Raw genomic sequence first — 16,277 nt, 5'->3', positions numbered from 1 at the left:
CGGTGCAGCACGCATTGCACACCGCCGCCACCGCTCCCTGGGTGCAGACGCTGGCGCTGCTGTGCCTGTGCGCCGCCTACCTGCAGGGCGGCATCGGCAAGGCCCGCAACTTTGCCGGTTCCGCGGCCGAGGTGCGCTCGCTCGGCTTGGCACCCGCCGCGCCCATCGCCGCCGCCACGCTGGTGCTGCAGCTCTCGGCCTCGGCGCTCATCCTGTCGGGCTGGTACCGCTGGCTCGGGGCGCTGGCCCTGGCGGGCTTCACCGTGCTCGCCGCTTTGCTGGTGGACCGCTTCTGGGCTGCACCGCCCGCCGATCGGCAGCGCAGCGCCAACGCATTTTTTGAACACTGGGGCCTGGTGGGCGGCATGCTGCTCGTCGCCTGGCACGACCTCGGAGGCCGCCATGCCGGATAACCAACACGATCATCACCACCACCACACCCCTGCTGCTGCAGCGTCCGCGCCGGCATCGGCTGCTCCGGCGGCTTCCGGCAGCTTCGCTCCCCTGGCCATCCCCGTCTTCGCGGTGCTCTGGGCCGCCACCGTGCTGGGCAACATCGGCAGCTTCATGCGCGACGTGGCCAGCGCCTGGATGGTGACCGAGCTCTCGTCCAGCCCCACCGCTGTCGCGCTGATCCAGACGGCCGCCACGCTGCCCGTCTTTCTGCTCGCCATCCCTGCGGGCGTGCTGTCGGACATCCTGGACCGCCGCCGCTTCCTCATCGGCGTGCAGGTGCTGCTGGCGGCCGTCAGCGGAACGCTGCTCATCCTGGCCAACACCCACACGCTGACGGTGGAGTGGCTGGTGGCGCTGACCTTCGTGGGCGGCATCGGTGCCGCGCTCATGGGCCCCACGTGGCAGTCCATCGTGCCCGAGCTGGTGCCGCGCAGCGAGCTCAAGAGCGCCGTGGCGCTCAACTCACTGGGCATCAACATCGCGCGCGCCATCGGCCCTGCGGCGGGCGGCCTGCTGCTGGCCAGCTTCGGCGCGGCCATGGCCTACGGCCTGGACGTGCTGAGCTATGTGTTCGTGATCGCCGCGCTGCTGTGGTGGAAGCGCCCGAAGGCCGAGGCCTCAGGCCTGAACGAGCAGTTCTTCGGCGCCTTCCGTGCCGGCGTGCGCTACGCCCGCGCCAGCCGCGAGCTGCACGTGGTGCTGCTGCGCGCGGCCGTGTTCTTCCTGTTCGCCAGCTCCGTCTGGGCGCTGCTTCCGCTGGTGGCGCGCCGCATGCTGGGCGGCACGGCCGGTTTCTACGGCGTGATGCTGGGCGCCGTGGGCGCGGGCGCCATCCTGGGCGCCGTGCTGCTGCCCCGCTTGCGCCAGCGGCTGGACACTGATGGCCTGGTGCTGCTGGCCTCGCTGCTCACCGCCGCCGTCATGGGCGTGCTGACCGTGGCCCCGCCCCAGTGGGCCGCCGTGGCGCTGATGCTGGTGCTGGGCCTGGGCTGGATCATCGCGCTGACCACGCTCAACGGCGTGGCCCAGGCCGTGCTGCCCAACTGGGTGCGCGGTCGGGGCCTGGCCATCTACCTCATGGTCTTCAACGGCGCGATGGCCGCCGGCAGCCTGGGCTGGGGTCTCATCGCGGGGCAGGCCGGTTTGCCGGTCACGCTGTTGGTGGGCGCGGCCGGGCTGGTCGTGGCGTCGCTCATCTTTCACCGCGTGAAGCTGCCCACCGGCGAGGCCGACCTGCAGCCCTCGAACCACTGGCCCGAGCCCCTGCTGGCGGAGCCCGTGGCGCACGACCGGGGCCCGGTGATGGTGCAGATCGAATACCGCATCGCCAAGCCCGACCTGCCCGCCTTCCTGCAGGCCATGCAGCACCTGTCCCAAGAGCGCCGCCGCGACGGCGCCTACGCCTGGGGCGTGGCCGAACACACGGGCGAGCCGGGCCGGGTCATCGAATGGTTCCTGGTCGAATCCTGGGCCGAGCACCTGCGCCAGCACCACCGCGTGTCCAAGGCGGACGCGGACCTGCAGGCGGAGGCGCTGCGGTTTCACCAGGGAGCGGAGCGGCCCGTGGTGCATCACTTTCTGGCGTTGACTGCGGGGGACGCAGGCCGCACCCATGCCATGCAGGCACAGTGAGAGGTGGTTTTTAGTGAAAATAGCTACTGGCGCCTGTCCAATAAGCGCCATTAGCTATCAAAACATGAGCATTCTGCGTGTCTGGCAGAGCGCGGTCAGCCTGCTATTGCCGCTGCCTCCACAGCCTCCACCTCCACCAAGCAGTCATAAAACGTCGGCGCGCGGCCCAGGTCCGTGAGGGCCTGGCTGGTGACCTCGTTCACGTTGGTGCCGTCAAGCCCCAGCTTGCGCCACCAGATGCCCAGGCCGTTGACCACGCCGGGCCGTGCGCGGCGGGAGACGGTGGCGTGGCACTGGTAGCTGCCACGGTCGTTGAACACGCGCACCACGGCGTCGTTGGCGATGCCGCGGGCTTCGGCGTCGTCGGGGTGGATCTCCAGGATCGGGCGGCCTTCGATGTTGCGCAGGCTCGTCACGTTCACGAAGGTGGAGTTCAAAAAGTTGCGCGCGGGCGGCGAGATCATCGCCAGCGGGTAGCGTGCATCCGTGCCCTGCAGTTCGTAGTTGGGCAGGTGGTCGGGCAGGCCGTCCAGGCCCTGGGCGGCCAGGCGGGCGCTGTAGAACTCGCACTTGCCCGACGGTGACGGAAAGTTGCCTTCGGCGAACAGTGCATCCGGGATGGCCACGGTGGCAAAGCCCTGGGATTCGAGCAGCGCGTAGTCCACGGCATCCCCAAACGCCTGGCGGCACAGCGCCTCGTCGGTGTCGGCAAAGCAGGGCTCGGCAAAGCCCATGCGCGCGGCCAGGTCGCGGAAGATCTGCGCGTTGCTGCGGGCCTCGCCCAAGGGCTGGATGGCGGGGCGGTTGAGCACCACGTCGGTGTGGCCGTAGGACAGGTGCACGTCCCAGTGTTCGAGCTGCGTGGTGGCGGGCAGGATGTAGTCCGCGTAGTCGGCGGTGTCGGTCTTGAAGTGCTCCAGCACCACGGTGAACAGGTCTTCGCGCGCAAAGCCGCGCACCACCTTGCCCGAGTCCGGGGCCACCGCCACGGGGTTGCTGTTGTAGACCACCACGGCCTCGACCTTCGGGCCGAAGGCGGGCGATGCCTCGCGCAGCAGGTCGTCGCCGATGGTCGTCATGTTGATGGTGCGGGGCACGCGCCCTGAGGCCGCCTGGGGCATCAGGTCGGGCCGCTGCAGCACCGCGCGCTGCGCCGGGAACTGGCCGGAGCTGGACAGCAGCATGCCGCCCGCGCGGTGGCGCCAGGCGCCGGTGAGGGCGGGCAGGCAGGCCACGGCGCGCACCGCGTTGCCGCCGCCGCGCACGCGCTGCATGCCGTAGTTCAGGCGGATGGCGGCGGGCTTCGTGGTGCCGTAGTCCCGGGCCAGCTGGCGGATCTGCTCGACCGGAATGCCGCAGATCTCGGCGGCGCGCTCGGGCGGCCACTGCAGGGCGCGCTCGCGCAGCGGGTCCCAGCCCAGCGTGTGGCGCGCGATGTAGTCGTGGTCCAGCCAGTCGTGGGCGATCAGCTCGTGCATCAGCGCCAAGGCCAGCGCGGCATCGGTGCCCGGGCGCAGGGCGATGTGCTCGTGGCATTTGTCGGCTGTCTCGCTCTTGCGCGGGTCGATGCACACCAGCCGGGCGCCATTGCGCTTGGCCTGCTGCGCGTAGCGCCAGAAATGCAGGTTGCTGCCGATGGAGTTGCTGCCCCAGATGAGGATGAGCTGCGATTCGGCGAAGAACTCCACCTTCATGCCCACCTTGCCGCCCAGGGTCTGCGTCAGCGCTTCGGCCCCGGCGGATGCGCAGATGGTGCGGTCGAGCAGCGATGCACCGAGCTTGTGGAAGAAGCGGCGGTCCATGCTCTCGCCCTGCACCATGCCCATGGTGCCGGCGTAGCTGTAGGGCAGCACGGCCTCGGGGTCGCGCGCGGCGATGGACTGCAGGCGATGGGCGATGTCGTCCAGGGCCTCGTCCCAGCTGACAGGCGCGAACTGGCCGCTGCCCTTGGGGCCCGTGCGCTTGAGCGGAGTGAGCACGCGCTCGGGGTGGTAGCTGCGCTCGGTGTACTTGCTCACCTTGGCGCACAGCGCGCCGTCGGTGTGGCGGTGGTCGGGATTGCCCTGCACGCGGGTGGCCACGCCGTTGTCGTCCACGGTGGTGATCAGGGCGCAGGTGTCGGGGCAATCGTGCGGGCAGGCGCCACGCACCTGGACGGGGACAGCTGGCGGAGAAATGGTGGCGGAAGGCGTGGACATATGTGGGGTGGTCGTTAAACTGCCAGAGGGTTGGAAACGGCGTGCATATCTAACCAACATCTATCAAATTGCGCATCGCTTCCCCAGCAGGCTGCTCACCGGCAGCATCGAGGGGTCAGCCTCGTTGTGTTGACAGGAAGAGGGATTTCACCATGAAGCAAATGGCATTGGGGCGCAGACAGTTTTCCATCGGCCTGGGTGCGGCCGCGCTGGGGGGCCTCCAGAGGGCGGGTGCCCAGGGCGAAGGCCGCATCGTGCTGGGCCAGTCGGCTGCCTTCACCGGCCCGGCGGCGCAGCTGGGCGTGCAGTTCAACCTGGGGGCCAAGCTCTTTTTCGACCAGCTCAACGCCCAGGGCGGCGTGGGCCGGCGCATGGTGGAGATCCGCACCATGGACGATGGCTACGAGCCCGACCGCTGCGCCGAAAACACCAGGAAACTCATCGCCGACGAGGTGTTCGCCCTGTTCGGCTACATCGGCACCCCCACCAGCCTGGCCGCGCTGCCCCTGTTCACCCGGGAGAAGGTGCCGTTCTTCGGCCCCTTCACCGGGGCCGAGGCGCTGCGCCAGCCATTCAACCGGCTCATCTTCCATGTGCGCGCGTCCTACTACGACGAGACCGCGCTCATCGTGCGTCAGCTCACCAACCTCGGGCTCAAGAAGATCGCCGTGTTCTACCAGAACGACGCCTACGGCAAGGCCGGGCTCGACGGCGTGAACCGGGCACTGGCCGAGCTCAAGCTCGCGGCGGTGGCCACGGCCACGGTGGAGCGCAATTCCACCGATGTGAAGGCCGCCGTGGACAAGCTGGTGTCCGCCCAGCCCGACGCCGTGGTGCAGATCGCCGCCTATGCGGGCAGCGCGGCCTTCGTGCGCGCGGCGCGCAAGGCGGGGTACGGCGGCACGTTCTACAACGTGTCTTTCGTGGGCACGCAGGCCCTGGCCGATGAGCTGGGCAAGGACGGCGCGGGCGTGGTGGTCTCGCAGGTCGTGCCCTCGCCCTACCAGCCCTCGCGCCAGATCACGCGCGAGTTCCTGGAGGCCATCAAGAAGGGGGGCGACAAGGTGCAGCCCAACTATTCCAGCATGGAAGGCTACCTGGCCGCCCGCATCTTCACCGAGGGCCTGCGGCAGGCGCAAGGCGGCGGCAAGCTCACGCGCGAGAGCTTCATCGCCGGCACCGAGGCGATCGGCAACCAGGTGATCTCGGGGTTTCCGGTGTCGTTCAGCGCCACCAGCCACGCGGCGTCGAAGTTTGTCGAGATGTCGATGCTGACGGGGGACGGACGCGTGAGGACTTGATATCCCCCTGAGCCGCTTCGCGTCTTCCCCAGAGGGGGACGCCACCCGTGGCCTGGCGGAGCCAGTTCCACGGTGGCACTGGTCTGGGGCGCGCCAGTTGCAGCCCGCGTGGGGATTGCGTTGGCCAGAGGCTTTGCAGGACTTGGCTAGTCGATCGAGGTGGTGCGCGCCAGCCCCTGCATGAACGCCTCGCAGCGCGCCAGCTGTTCCAGGCTCACATACTCGTCCGGCTGGTGCGCCTGGCGGATGCTGCCGGGGCCGCAGACCACGGTGGAGATGCCGGCGTTCTTGAACAGGCCGGCCTCGGTGCCGAAGGCGACGAGGGTGGTGCACTTCTCGCCCGACAGGGTCTGCGCCAGGCGCGTCACCGGGTCGTCCTTGCTGCCCAGGAAGCTCGGGATCTCGCAGATGGTTTCGAACGAGAAGCCGGCCGCCGGCGCCACCTGCTTCATGCGCGGCTCCAGAGATTTCGCATACGCCACCACCTCGGACTGCATCTGCGCGGCGTTGGCCGTGGGCAGGTCGCGGAATTCATAGCGGAACTCGGCATCGCGCGGCACCACGTTGTCGGCGATGCCGCCGTGGAACTGGCCCACGCTGGTGGTCGAGAACGGCACGTCGAAGCCCTCGAAGCGGGGCTCCTCGCGCTCGAAACCCTCGCCCATGTCGCGCAGGCGGCCGACCACGCGGGCCGCCATCTCGATGGCGTTGACCGAATGGGGCGTGAGCGACGAGTGCGCCTCCTTGCCGCGCACGCAGCACTTGTAGCGGTACACGCCCTTGTGGGCGATGGCGGGCACCATGCTGGTGGGTTCGCCCACGATGCAGGCCAGCGGCTTGATGTTCGCTTCGCGCAGGTCGGCGATCAGTTCCTTGACGCCGAAGCAGCCGATCTCTTCCTCATAGCTGAAGGCCAGGTGCACGGCGAAGGGCGCGTTGCTGTGGAGGAACTGCTCGGCCTGCGACACGGCGATGCCGATGAAGGCCTTCATGTCGGCGCTGCCCCGGCCATACAGGCTCGGCCCCTCGGGGCCGTCCAGGACGCGCGCGCTCAGCGGGTCCATCGTCCATTCCTGCCCATCCCACGGCACGGTGTCCGTGTGGCCCGAAAGGATCACGCCGGCCGGCTTGCCTTCGCCCAGGGTGGCGAACAGGTTGGCCTTGGTCTTGTCCTCGTTGAAGGTCAGCCGGCTTTTCACGCCCAGCCGGGCGAGGTGGTCGCGGATGAAATGGATCAGCTCCAGGTTGGAGTTGTGGCTGACGGTGTTCATGCGCACCAGGGTTTGCGCGAGTTCGAGGGCGTGTGGCGAGAGCTTCATGTTGCAGTGCAAATAAACCCCGGGTGGCGCAGGGCAGGCCAGCGGGCTAGACTGTGAGATCGTAAGGATACATATCATGAACGTTATTGATTCCATCGTCACGCAGGCGGCCAGTATTGCCGCCGTGCGCCGGGACATTCACGCGCATCCCGAGCTGTGCTTCGAAGAGGTGCGCACCGCCGATGTGGTGGCGCAAAAGCTCACCGAATGGGGCATTCCCATCCACCGTGGCCTGGGCACCACGGGCGTGGTCGGCATCGTCAAGGGCCGCGACGGCGGCGCCAGCGGACGGGCCATCGGCCTGCGCGCCGACATGGACGCCCTGCCCATGCAGGAGTTCAACACCTTTGCCCACGCCAGCAAGCACCAGGGCAAGATGCACGCCTGCGGCCATGACGGCCATGTGGCCATGCTGCTGGCCGCGGCGCAGCATTTCGCCAGGCACCGCAATTTCGACGGCACCGTGTACCTGATCTTCCAGCCGGCCGAAGAGGGCGGCGGCGGTGCGCGCGAGATGATCACCGACGGCCTGTTCGAGCAGTTCCCCATGCAGGCCGTGTACGGCATGCACAACTGGCCTGGCATGCCCGTGGGCCAGTTCGCGGTGAGCCCCGGCCCGGTGATGGCGTCCAGCAACGAGTTCAAGATCACCATCCGCGGCAAGGGCAGCCATGCGGCGCTGCCGCACAACGGCATCGACCCGGTGCCGATCGCCTGCCAGATGGTGCAGGCCTTCCAGACCATCATCAGCCGCAACAAGAAGCCCGTGGACGCGGGCGTGATCTCGGTGACGATGGTGCACGCGGGCGAGGCCACCAACGTGGTGCCCGACAGTTGCGAGCTGCAGGGCACGGTGCGCACGTTCTCCATCGAGGTGCTGGACCTGATCGAAAAGCGCATGAAGCAGGTCGCCGAGCACACCTGCGCCGCGCACGACGCCACCTGCGAATTCCACTTCCACCGCAACTACCCGCCCACCGTGAACTCGCCGGCCGAGGCCGACTTTGCGCGCAAGGTGATGGCCGGCATCGTCGGCGAGGCCAATGTGCTGGTGCAGGAGCCCACCATGGGCGCGGAAGACTTCGCCTTCATGCTGCAGGCCAAGCCCGGTGCCTACTGCTTCATCGCCAATGGCGACGGCGCGCACCGCGAGATGGGCCATGGCGGCGGGCCCTGCACGCTGCACAACCCGAGCTACGACTTCAACGACGACCTGATCCCACTGGGCGCCACCTACTGGGTCAAGCTGGCCGAGGAGTGGCTGGCGCAGCCAACGGCGGCCTGACGCCGGCTTCTTGGCTGTCCTGACGCCCCGGGCCCCCTGGGTGCCCGGGCTTTCTTTTCTCTTGTTCCCAACCCACCCACGAAAGCCACCGCCCATGATCGGCATCGCCCGCGCCTTTTCGCCCAGCTACGCCCAGGCCCGCAAGAAATTTCTGGAGGCCGCGGCCGCTGCGGGCCTGCCCATCGAATCGCACGCCCACCCGCTCAAAGGGCGCGATGGCGAAGACCTGGCCATGGACGTGGTGCGCGACGGCCCGGCCGATGCGACCAGGCTGCTCATCGTGAGCAGCGCCTGCCACGGCGTGGAAGGCTACTGCGGCAGTGGCGTGCAGGTGTTTGCGCTGCACGACCAGGAGTGGCGCGACAAGGCGCGCGCGGCCGGCGTGGCCACGCTCTACATCCACGCGCTCAACCCCTACGGTTTTTCGCACGTGCGCCGCTTCACGCACGAGAACGTGGACCTGAACCGCAACTTCCAGGACTTTTCAAAGCCCCTGCCCGTGAACGAGGCCTACCGCGAAGTCCAGCCGCTGCTGCTGCCCGAGGCGTGGCCCCCGTTGCCCGAGAATGCCGCCGCCGTGCAGCAGTACATCGACACCAAGGGCGAGGCGGCCTGGCAGGCCGCCATATCGCGCGGCCAGCACGAGTTTCCGCAAGGCCTGTTCTTTGGCGGCACCGAGCCCACCTGGAGCAACCGCACGCTGCGCCAGGTGCTGCGCCAGCATGGCGCGGGCGCGTCGCACATCGCGTGGATCGACCTGCACACGGGCCTGGGCCCCAGCGGCCATGGCGAGCGCATCTACGCCGGCAACGACGACGATGTGGCCGTGGCGCGCGCACGCGCCTGGTGGGATGGCGGCGGCGCCACGCCGGTCACCTCCATCTATGACGGCTCGTCCACCTCGGCCTTCCTCACCGGCCTCATGTGGACCTCGATCTACGACGAATGCCCGCATGCCGAGTACACCGGCATCGCCATGGAATACGGTACCGTGCCCGTGCTCGATGTGATGAACGCGATTCGCGCCGAACAGTGGCTCAACCTGCACCCCGGCACCCCCGCCGACAAGGCCGCGCAGATCAAGGCGCAGATGCTGGCGGCGTTCTACACCGACACCGATGAATGGAAGGGCCAGATCATCAGCCAGGCGCGGCAGTCGATGTTCCAGGCGGTGGATGGGCTGGCCCGCTGAATGGAATGGAATGGAATTGGCCGCTGGCGCTTTGTGAATAAGCGCAGAAAGCTATAAAAATGATAGCATTTGCGCCGGCGCGGGCTGCAGCCGCGTAGCGGGCTGCGCACGCACCTGCCGCCGCCTCGGGGGGGGCTTGGGGTGGCGGCCCGTGCGTGGCCGCTACCATCGCCTGAAAAAACAGGAGACTGGCGCCATGGCCCACGCAGACGACGCGCTTCGCGCAGCGCAAGACGCCCCGGCGGTATGCCGATGAGCATGCCCCCTTCCGCAACGGGCGGGCGCGGCCCCTCCGATGCCTTGCGGGCGCTCAGCCGCAGCCTGCTCGCGCTGGCGCGGGGGGCGCAGCAAGCGCCGCCGCAGGACATGCTGCACCAGGCCTTGCAGACGCTGCGGGAGCTGGTCCGCTTCGATGCGGCCTGGTGGGGCGAGGTGTCGGCCGGCGATGTGCACACCGGTCCGCGCAACTGGCTGCATGGCAGCATCGGCCTGAGCCAGAGCTTTGCGCAGGAATGGAACGAACTGTCCGCGGTGGACGAGTTCGCGCGCCAGTCCATGACCCGGCTGGGCGTGGTGATCCGCGAGCGCGATGTGGTGGGCGATATCGTGGAACACCCCGAGGTGGTGGCGTTCAGCCAGCGCCATGGCCTGTACCACTGCATGGCGCTCACCGCCGAGCTGCCCCACAGCGGACTGATGTTTTTTGTCTCGGTGTACCGCCCGCAGGCGCGTTCGGAATTCACCGACGAAGAGACCGTGCTGTTTGGCGAATTTGTGGTGCATCTGCTGCAGCACTGGCACCACGTGCTGCAGCGGCTGCAGAGCGAGTCCGCCAGCCGTCCCTGGGACAGTTTTGCGCTGGCGGAGCCCTCGGGAGAGCTGCTGTTTGCGGGCCTGCGCATCAGCATGGCGCTGGGCGAGGCGTGCCCCGGCTGGACGGGAACCCGCGTGCCGCTGGAGGTTCTGCAGGCCCTGCCACGTGCTCCCTGCAGCCTGTTGGTGGGCAAGTCCTGCCGCTTGCGGCTCGAACCCTGCGGTCCGCTGGTGGCTGTCAGCATGGCATCGCGCCACCAGAAGTCCCCACTGGCCCCGCGCGAGCTGAGCGCCGCCATGCTCTACGCCCAGGGGCGTTCCCACAAGGACATCGCCGCCACCCTGGGGCTCACCCCCGCCACCGTGCGCACCTACCTGCGCACCGCCTACGCCGTGCTGGGGGTGAACAACAAGCTGGCGCTGGTGGCGGCGCTGCGCAACGGGTAGCCAGGCCTGCTCGGTAGTTTCCCGGGCCCTCTGCATTTGCAGGGGCTGCAAGGGAGCCTTCTTTTCCTATCGTCCCCACCGGAGCCACAAGGGCTGCGGTGGCGGCCGTCCTGCTGCTGCTGCCAGTGCCTGGGCTCCTGAAAACCACCATCACTGGAGACTCCCGCATGTTCCCGATTCCATTCCTTGCCGGCGTGGCACCCCATCGCCGCGTCCACCACCGTGCCCCCCCGGGGCGGTGGGCCGCCTGCACCCTGACTGCCCTTGCCGCCGTGGCGCTGACGGCCTGCGGCGGCGGTGGCGATGCCCCCGCGCCCCTGGCCAGCAGGCCCCTGGCCGAGGCCTGCGCCGCCTACACCTCCACCGCCTTGCCCCATGGCGCCAAGGTCACGCGCACCGAGTTGCGCAAGGCCGAGGGCACGCTGCCGGACGCCTGCATCGTGCGCGGCCAGATCGTGTCCTCGCCCGAGTCGACGATCAACTGGGCGGTGGAGCTGCCCACGCTGGCGCAGTGGAACGGCAAGACGCTGACGATTGGCGGCGGTGGGTTCGACGGGTTCATTCCGACCGATGACCCGTGGTACCAGCAGCTCGTGGGTCCATCGGCCAATCCCTATGTGAAGATCAGTTCCGACTCTGGCCACCAGGTGCGCGGCTTTGCCTGGGGCAACAGCGATGTGGCGTTGCGCAACCATGCGTTCGATGCCAACCACTTCGTGCTGGAGATTGGCACCACCATCGCCACGGAGTTCTACGGCAAGCGCCCCGTGCGGCGCTACCACATGGGCCACTCCAACGGCGGGCGCTCGGGTCTGATCTCCACGCAGAAGTACCCCAAGGACTACGACGGCGTGGTGGCCATGGAGCCCGCCATCAGCCAGCAGGCGCACCAGGTCAACCTGGGCCCCACGGTGCTGCGCCACATCTTCAAGAGCCGCGAGAACTGGATGAGCCCGGCCAAGATCGCGCTGTATGCCAAGGCCGAGGCGGCCGCGTGTGATGGTCTCGATGGCCTGAAGGACGGCATCATCGGCAACGTCGAGGCATGCAACTACGTGCCCACCGACCTGCTGTGCCAGGGCGCCGACAACGACAGCTGCCTGACGGCCGGGCAGATCGAATCCATCCGCCTCATCTACAGCGACCACAAGACGCCCGTGACCCTGTCGCGCGGTGCCGTGGGCTATCCGCGCTACGGCCGGGGCGGGGCGTCCACCTCGGACTGGCAGTCGTACATGTTCGGTACCAGTTTTGAGAACCCCGACTCGTTCAACCACATGGCCGTGACGGAAGCCGCGCGCCTGGTGGAGGGCAACCCCAACGCCAGCATCCTGACGCACGACCCGACCCAGTACCAGGCGAAATATCTGCGGCTGGCCGAGATGATCGACGGCACCGACCCGGACATCTCCGCCTTTGCCGACAACGGCGGCAAGCTGCTGATCTGGTATGGCCTGGGCGACACGTGCGTGTCGGTGTACCGCACGGCGGACTACTTCGACTCGGTGAAGCAGCGCCTGGGCGCGAGCAAGGTGCAGGGCTTCGCGCGCATGGTCACCTCGCCCTCCAACGGGCATGACCTGGATGGCGCGGGCACCGAGCCGCGCTCCATCGACCTGCTCGCCGCCATGGACGCCTGGGTGGAAAAGGGCACGGCGCCCGACAAGCTGGTGGCCACCCAATTCGCACCCGGCACCACCACGCCCGTGGCCCAGCGCCCGGTGTGCGAGTACCCCAAGTTCCCGCGCTACAACGGCATGGGCGACCCCGCCAAGGCCGAGAGCTTTACCTGCTCGGCGTCCTGAACGCGGCGGGCCGCCATGGCGGCCCGTTCACCCCGCCCGGCGGCTGGTTCGCAGGTGCCGTGCCGACCCGCCTTCACCGCCGCCCACGGCACGCAGCGCCGTGGAAGGGATGGCTACGCGTACTGCGCCAGGCCATGCCCGAAGGACCAGTTCTCCTTGGCGACCTCCACGATGTTCACGAACACATCCTCGGGCCTGAGGCCCGGGCTTTCCCCGAGCAGCTGCGCGATGCGTGCAAACAGCGCCTTCTTCTGCTCCAGAGTGCGCGTGTTGTTGGCGGTGATCTGGATGAACACCACGTCGTCGCTGCGCACCACGCCCAGGTAGGTGGGGCTGTAGCGGAAGTTCGCGGCCTCGTGCTCGGTGATGGTCATGAACTGGTCGTCCTCGGGCACGTTGAAGGTTTCGCGCAGGGCGCGGTACAGCGTGTCGAAGATCGCCTGGCGGTAGGCCGCGGGCTTTCCGGCGCGCATGGCAATGTGGATGAGGGGCATCGCAAGATCCTTTTTGAACAACAAAAGAAGAAGCTGGCGAAATGCTATCCATATGAATATGCTATGGATATCTATTTCAGAAATATCAAATTCAAATGGTTGAGCGATCCCTGGATCTGGATGCCGTCGAGGCCTTCGTGCGCATTGCCGAGCTGGGCAGCTTCACGCGCGCCGCCGAGGCGATGGGCACGGCGCAGGCCGCGATGAGCCTCAAGCTCCAGCGGCTGGAGGCCCGCCTGGGCTGCCGGCTCATCGAGCGCACGCCCCGGCATGTGCAGCTGTCCGCGCGGGGCGCCGCCTTTCTGGAACACGCCCGTGAACTCCTGGCCGTGCACGACCGCGCGCTCGCCACGTTCGCCCAGGCGCGCCAGCGCCTGACCATCGGCATCAGCGACCACGTGGCCGGGCCCGAGCTGCCCGCGCTGATCGCCCGCATGAACGCGCAGGACCCGCAGCTCCTGATCGAGATCCGCATCGGCTCGTCCGGCGACCTGCTGCAAGCCTACGACCGGCGCGAGCTGGATGCGGTGCTGGCCCGCATGCACGTGGGCCGCAGCGACGGCGAGCTGCTGGCCGAAGAGCAGTTCGGCTGGCTCGCGGCCCCCGGCTGGCAGCACCGCGCGGGCGAACCCCTGCCCCTGGCCACGCTGGCCGAGCCCTGTGGCGTGCGCGCGATGGCGGGGCGGTCGCTGGATGCCGCCGGCATGGCCTGGGCCGAGGTGTTTGTGGGCGGCGGCGTGGCGGCGGTGGCCGCGGCCGTGATGGCCGGGCTGGGGGTGGCGGCGCTGGCCCCGCGCATGCTGCCCCTGGGCGCGGTGGACGTCGGCACGCGCCTTGCGCTGCCCGCACTGCCCCGCCTGCCCGTGCTGCTGCACACCCGCATCAGGGACGGCCGCCCGCGCGACGCCCTGGCGGCGCTGTCCGCGGCTTTCCGCAGCGCGGTGCGGGGCTAGCCTGGCCGAGGCCGGGCGATGATCCGCTCACTCCAGCCTGGCGCCTTGCGATGCGCCGTGGCGCGTGTCGTGGTCGTATTGCTTCTCGCGCTCGGCGTGTTCGCGCAGCAGGCGGTGGCCCAGCGCGTTGGCCTGGCGCTCCAGCGTGGCGCAGTCCGGCGCGGCGGGCAGCTGCGCAATGCCCAGGTCGATGGCGCGGGCGGCGTCGCGCCCGAACTGCACATGGCCTTGCTCGTGGCGCGACAGGGCCGGCAGGTAGCGGTCGAACAGCGCCCGCTGCGCCGGCGTGGCGCGCCGCAGCTCGGGCAGCTGCACCTCGGTGCGCAGCCGTGTGGTGACCTCGGTGATGCGGCATTCGCCCGACGAGGCCTCGCGCCCCCAGCGGAAGGTCCAGCGCACGTTCCAGCGGGTGTGGCCGTGAAAGCGCTGGCCGTCCGTGACGATGGGCGTGGCCGCGTTCAGCGCCTGGCGCAGCGTGTCGCCAGGCTCCGCATGCACGGCGTAAGGGCGCTCGGCATGCTCCTCGCGCACGGCGGCCTGCGCCAGGGGCACAGCGGCCCACAGCGCCGCCAGCAGTGCGGCGGCCTTCATCCGCGGCCGCCGTGCCAGGGCCGCCAGGCCGCGCAGCGTCACAGGGTGCCGCTTCATTCGCCCCAGGGCAGCATCAGCGTGAGCAGCGACAGCTGGTCGAACTCGGGCGCGAACGCGTCGATGATGCGCTGCGGCTCGGGGCACAGCGTGGTGTCGGTGATCACGCCGAACTGCACGCCGCCGCCATAGCTCAGGATGGAAACCCCCAGGCCGATGTCCCCCGACTGCGGCACCCAGAACATGCACTGCGTGACGCGCGCGCCGCACAGCGTGAGCTGCTCCTTGGGCCCCGGCACATTGGTCATGACCGCCGTGGTCTTGCGGCCGAACAGGTTGAGCAGCGCGTCCTGCGCGGGCTTGATCATCAGGCCCGCCACGGCGAGCATCGCGAACGCGAGGATGGGCTGAGTGCTGCCTTTGAGCGCATTCATGCGCTTGCGCACCTCGTACACGCGCTCCACCGGGTTGGCCATGCCGATGGGCAGCACCAGCGGCACCAGGCCGAAGCGGTTTCCCAGCTTCCAGGCCTCTTCCATGGGGCGCAGGTTCACGGGGATCATGGCGCGGATCTCCTGCCCCGTGGGGTCGTCGCCCTGGCTGCGCAGGTAGCCGCCGATGGCGCCGGCCACGCAGGACAGCAGCACGTCGTTGATCGAGCAGTTGAGCGCCTTGCCGATGGCCTTGACCTCCTCCAGCGGGATGGGCGGGCACCACGCCACGCGCTTGGCTTGGCCGGGCTGGCCCTTCAGGCGCGTGGGTGAATCGTCGGGCATCAGCGCCAGGGCGGCCGCGTCGCTCACCAGCTGGTAGGCCACGCGCGCCATGTCCAGGGTGCCCGACAGGCCGTTCTGCATCGCCTTCTCGGGGTCGCCCAGCATCTGCAGCGACCTGGCCGCGCTGTCGCCGGCCATATCGAGCGCTTTCACGGTCATGCCGGTGAAAGGCTTGATGAGCGTGTCGGCGATCCAGTCCTCCGCCGTGGCGGCCTCCTTGTCCGCACGGGACTTGCGCCTGGGGGGCTCGGCACCGCCATCGACCAGCGACATGGTCACCGAGATCAGCGCGATGCCGTCCGCGATGCAGTGGTGGATGCGCACCACGAGGGCGCTGCCGGGCTGGCCGTCGTCGCCCACGAAGTCCTCGATCAGGTGCATCTGCCACAGCGGGCGGCGCGCGTCCAGCGGCTGCATGGCCAGCTCGCCCACGCGGTCCTGCAGGGCGCGCTGCATGCTTTGCCCGGGGGTGCGGGGCAGCGTCTCGCGCAGCACATGGGCGGCGATGTCGAACTGGCGGTCTTCCACCCAGGTGGCCCCGGCCGCGTCCTCCACCACGCGCTGGCGAAAGCGCGGGTACTGCAGCAGGCGCTGCTGCACGCGCTCGCACAGCGCGTCCCAGCCGATGCCGGGCGAGAGCGTCCACACGCCGTTGATCATCATCAGGTTGCTGGCCGAGTCCATGCGCAGCCAGGCCGTGTCGACCTTGCTCATGCGTTCGCCCGAGAGGCCCAGCATGCCGGTGGCGGCACGCCGCACGTTCTTTTGCACCACGCCGGCGGCCTTGCGCGCGGCGGGCGGAAGGGCCTGGGCCGCGCGGCGGGCGACGTCGGGGGCCTGGGCGCGCACCTTGCGCAGGGGGCTGGCGGCGCCTTCGGTGGCCGGGGCGCGGGGGGCTGGGATGCGGGTCACCATCAGATGTACACCTGTTGTGGTTGTTTTTGGGGGCTTGCCTCTATGGATGGCACCGCTTGGCGCGGTGCGCAGCCCGTAAGATACAACGCAGCAAACCCTTGCC

At 69.0% G+C, this 16,277-nt stretch carries 13 protein-coding genes; 8 read left to right on the top strand and 5 right to left on the bottom strand.

Annotation, left to right across the window (positions count from 1 at the left end):
* Window positions 1-2 precede the first annotated feature (2 nt).
* Complete coding sequence (locus tag AC07OC_RS22015; RefSeq protein ID WP_218297396.1) at window positions 3-413, top strand: DoxX family protein; 411 nt, start codon at window positions 3-5, stop codon at window positions 411-413.
* Window positions 403-2,088 carry an MFS transporter gene (locus AC07OC_RS22010; protein WP_255591695.1) on the top strand — a complete coding sequence of 562 codons (1,686 nt, stop codon included), beginning with the start codon at window positions 403-405 and terminating at the stop codon, window positions 2,086-2,088. The genes AC07OC_RS22015 and AC07OC_RS22010 overlap by 11 nt, the downstream gene beginning before the upstream one ends.
* Window positions 2,089-2,183: 95 nt before the next feature.
* Here AC07OC_RS22010 and AC07OC_RS22005 read toward each other — a convergent pair whose 3' ends face one another.
* Window positions 2,184-4,286: a molybdopterin-containing oxidoreductase family protein gene (locus AC07OC_RS22005; protein ID WP_218341393.1), complete on the bottom strand. Its 2,103-nt coding sequence runs from the start codon at window positions 4,284-4,286 to the stop codon at window positions 2,184-2,186.
* Window positions 4,287-4,438: 152 nt separating this feature from the next.
* Here AC07OC_RS22005 and AC07OC_RS22000 point away from each other — a divergent pair, with 152 nt between their 5' ends.
* Window positions 4,439-5,587, top strand: coding sequence for an ABC transporter substrate-binding protein (locus AC07OC_RS22000; RefSeq protein WP_218341394.1), 1,149 nt, complete (start codon window positions 4,439-4,441; stop codon window positions 5,585-5,587).
* A gap of 146 nt (window positions 5,588-5,733) precedes the next feature.
* On the opposite strand, the gene argE is transcribed toward AC07OC_RS22000, so the two are convergent.
* Entirely contained in the window at window positions 5,734-6,906 is a 1,173-nt protein-coding gene (gene argE / locus AC07OC_RS21995) for an acetylornithine deacetylase (RefSeq protein ID WP_494602232.1), read from the bottom strand.
* 76 nt (window positions 6,907-6,982) lie between these two features.
* Between argE and AC07OC_RS21990 the strand changes: the two genes are divergently transcribed.
* The 4 genes from AC07OC_RS21990 (at window position 6,983) to AC07OC_RS21975 (ending at window position 12,448) form a co-directional block, all read left to right on the top strand.
* On the top strand, window positions 6,983-8,191 hold the full coding sequence (locus AC07OC_RS21990; RefSeq protein ID WP_218297278.1) for a M20 aminoacylase family protein: 1,209 nt from the start codon (window positions 6,983-6,985) through the stop codon (window positions 8,189-8,191).
* A 94-nt stretch (window positions 8,192-8,285) separates the two neighbouring features.
* Entirely contained in the window at window positions 8,286-9,383 is a 1,098-nt protein-coding gene (locus tag AC07OC_RS21985) for a M14 family metallopeptidase (RefSeq protein WP_218341395.1), read from the top strand.
* 258 nt (window positions 9,384-9,641) lie between these two features.
* Window positions 9,642-10,643, top strand: coding sequence for a LuxR C-terminal-related transcriptional regulator (locus tag AC07OC_RS21980; protein ID WP_255591696.1), 1,002 nt, complete (start codon window positions 9,642-9,644; stop codon window positions 10,641-10,643).
* Between the two features lie 167 nt (window positions 10,644-10,810).
* Window positions 10,811-12,448 carry a tannase/feruloyl esterase family alpha/beta hydrolase gene (locus AC07OC_RS21975; protein ID WP_255591698.1) on the top strand — a complete coding sequence of 546 codons (1,638 nt, stop codon included), beginning with the start codon at window positions 10,811-10,813 and terminating at the stop codon, window positions 12,446-12,448.
* A gap of 113 nt (window positions 12,449-12,561) precedes the next feature.
* On the opposite strand, the gene AC07OC_RS21970 is transcribed toward AC07OC_RS21975, so the two are convergent.
* A complete protein-coding gene (locus tag AC07OC_RS21970; protein WP_218341397.1) occupies window positions 12,562-12,942 on the bottom strand; it encodes a tautomerase family protein in 381 nt (126 codons plus the stop codon).
* Window positions 12,943-13,037: 95 nt separating this feature from the next.
* Here AC07OC_RS21970 and AC07OC_RS21965 point away from each other — a divergent pair, with 95 nt between their 5' ends.
* Window positions 13,038-13,895, top strand: a complete 858-nt coding sequence (locus AC07OC_RS21965; protein WP_218341398.1) for a LysR family transcriptional regulator — start codon at window positions 13,038-13,040, stop codon at window positions 13,893-13,895.
* 27 nt (window positions 13,896-13,922) lie between these two features.
* Here the strand turns inward: AC07OC_RS21965 and AC07OC_RS21960 are convergent, their stop codons facing one another.
* Together AC07OC_RS21960 and AC07OC_RS21955 are read right to left on the bottom strand one after the other, a co-directional pair.
* Window positions 13,923-14,543, bottom strand: a complete 621-nt coding sequence (locus AC07OC_RS21960; RefSeq protein ID WP_255591699.1) for a DUF922 domain-containing Zn-dependent protease — start codon at window positions 14,541-14,543, stop codon at window positions 13,923-13,925.
* Window positions 14,540-16,174, bottom strand: coding sequence for a wax ester/triacylglycerol synthase family O-acyltransferase (locus tag AC07OC_RS21955; protein WP_218297273.1), 1,635 nt, complete (start codon window positions 16,172-16,174; stop codon window positions 14,540-14,542). Before AC07OC_RS21955 ends, AC07OC_RS21960 begins: the two co-directional genes overlap by 4 nt.
* Window positions 16,175-16,277: the final 103 nt, after the last annotated feature.

The sequence above is a fragment of the Acidovorax sp. GW821-FHT10E04 genome, assembly GCF_059415185.1.
The sequence above is the reverse complement of the archived record's forward strand: the minus strand, read 5'-3'. Positions and strand labels throughout refer to the sequence as shown.

What these genes read in the sequence shown, in the direction of transcription:
- AC07OC_RS21955 (WP_218297273.1), bottom strand. Translation starts at nt 16,174, where the DNA reads ATGGTGACCCGCATCCCAGCCCCCCGCGCCCCGGCCACCGAAGGCGCC.
- AC07OC_RS21960 (WP_255591699.1), bottom strand. Translation starts at nt 14,543, where the DNA reads ATGAAGCGGCACCCTGTGACGCTGCGCGGCCTGGCGGCCCTGGCACGG.
- AC07OC_RS21990 (WP_218297278.1), top strand. Translation starts at nt 6,983, where the DNA reads ATGAACGTTATTGATTCCATCGTCACGCAGGCGGCCAGTATTGCCGCC.
- argE (WP_494602232.1), bottom strand. Translation starts at nt 6,906, where the DNA reads ATGAAGCTCTCGCCACACGCCCTCGAACTCGCGCAAACCCTGGTGCGC.
- AC07OC_RS21980 (WP_255591696.1), top strand. Translation starts at nt 9,642, where the DNA reads ATGCCCCCTTCCGCAACGGGCGGGCGCGGCCCCTCCGATGCCTTGCGG.
- AC07OC_RS22010 (WP_255591695.1), top strand. Translation starts at nt 403, where the DNA reads ATGCCGGATAACCAACACGATCATCACCACCACCACACCCCTGCTGCT.
- AC07OC_RS21975 (WP_255591698.1), top strand. Translation starts at nt 10,811, where the DNA reads ATGTTCCCGATTCCATTCCTTGCCGGCGTGGCACCCCATCGCCGCGTC.
- AC07OC_RS21985 (WP_218341395.1), top strand. Translation starts at nt 8,286, where the DNA reads ATGATCGGCATCGCCCGCGCCTTTTCGCCCAGCTACGCCCAGGCCCGC.
- AC07OC_RS22000 (WP_218341394.1), top strand. Translation starts at nt 4,439, where the DNA reads ATGAAGCAAATGGCATTGGGGCGCAGACAGTTTTCCATCGGCCTGGGT.
- AC07OC_RS21970 (WP_218341397.1), bottom strand. Translation starts at nt 12,942, where the DNA reads ATGCCCCTCATCCACATTGCCATGCGCGCCGGAAAGCCCGCGGCCTAC.
- AC07OC_RS21965 (WP_218341398.1), top strand. Translation starts at nt 13,038, where the DNA reads ATGGTTGAGCGATCCCTGGATCTGGATGCCGTCGAGGCCTTCGTGCGC.
- AC07OC_RS22005 (WP_218341393.1), bottom strand. Translation starts at nt 4,286, where the DNA reads ATGTCCACGCCTTCCGCCACCATTTCTCCGCCAGCTGTCCCCGTCCAG.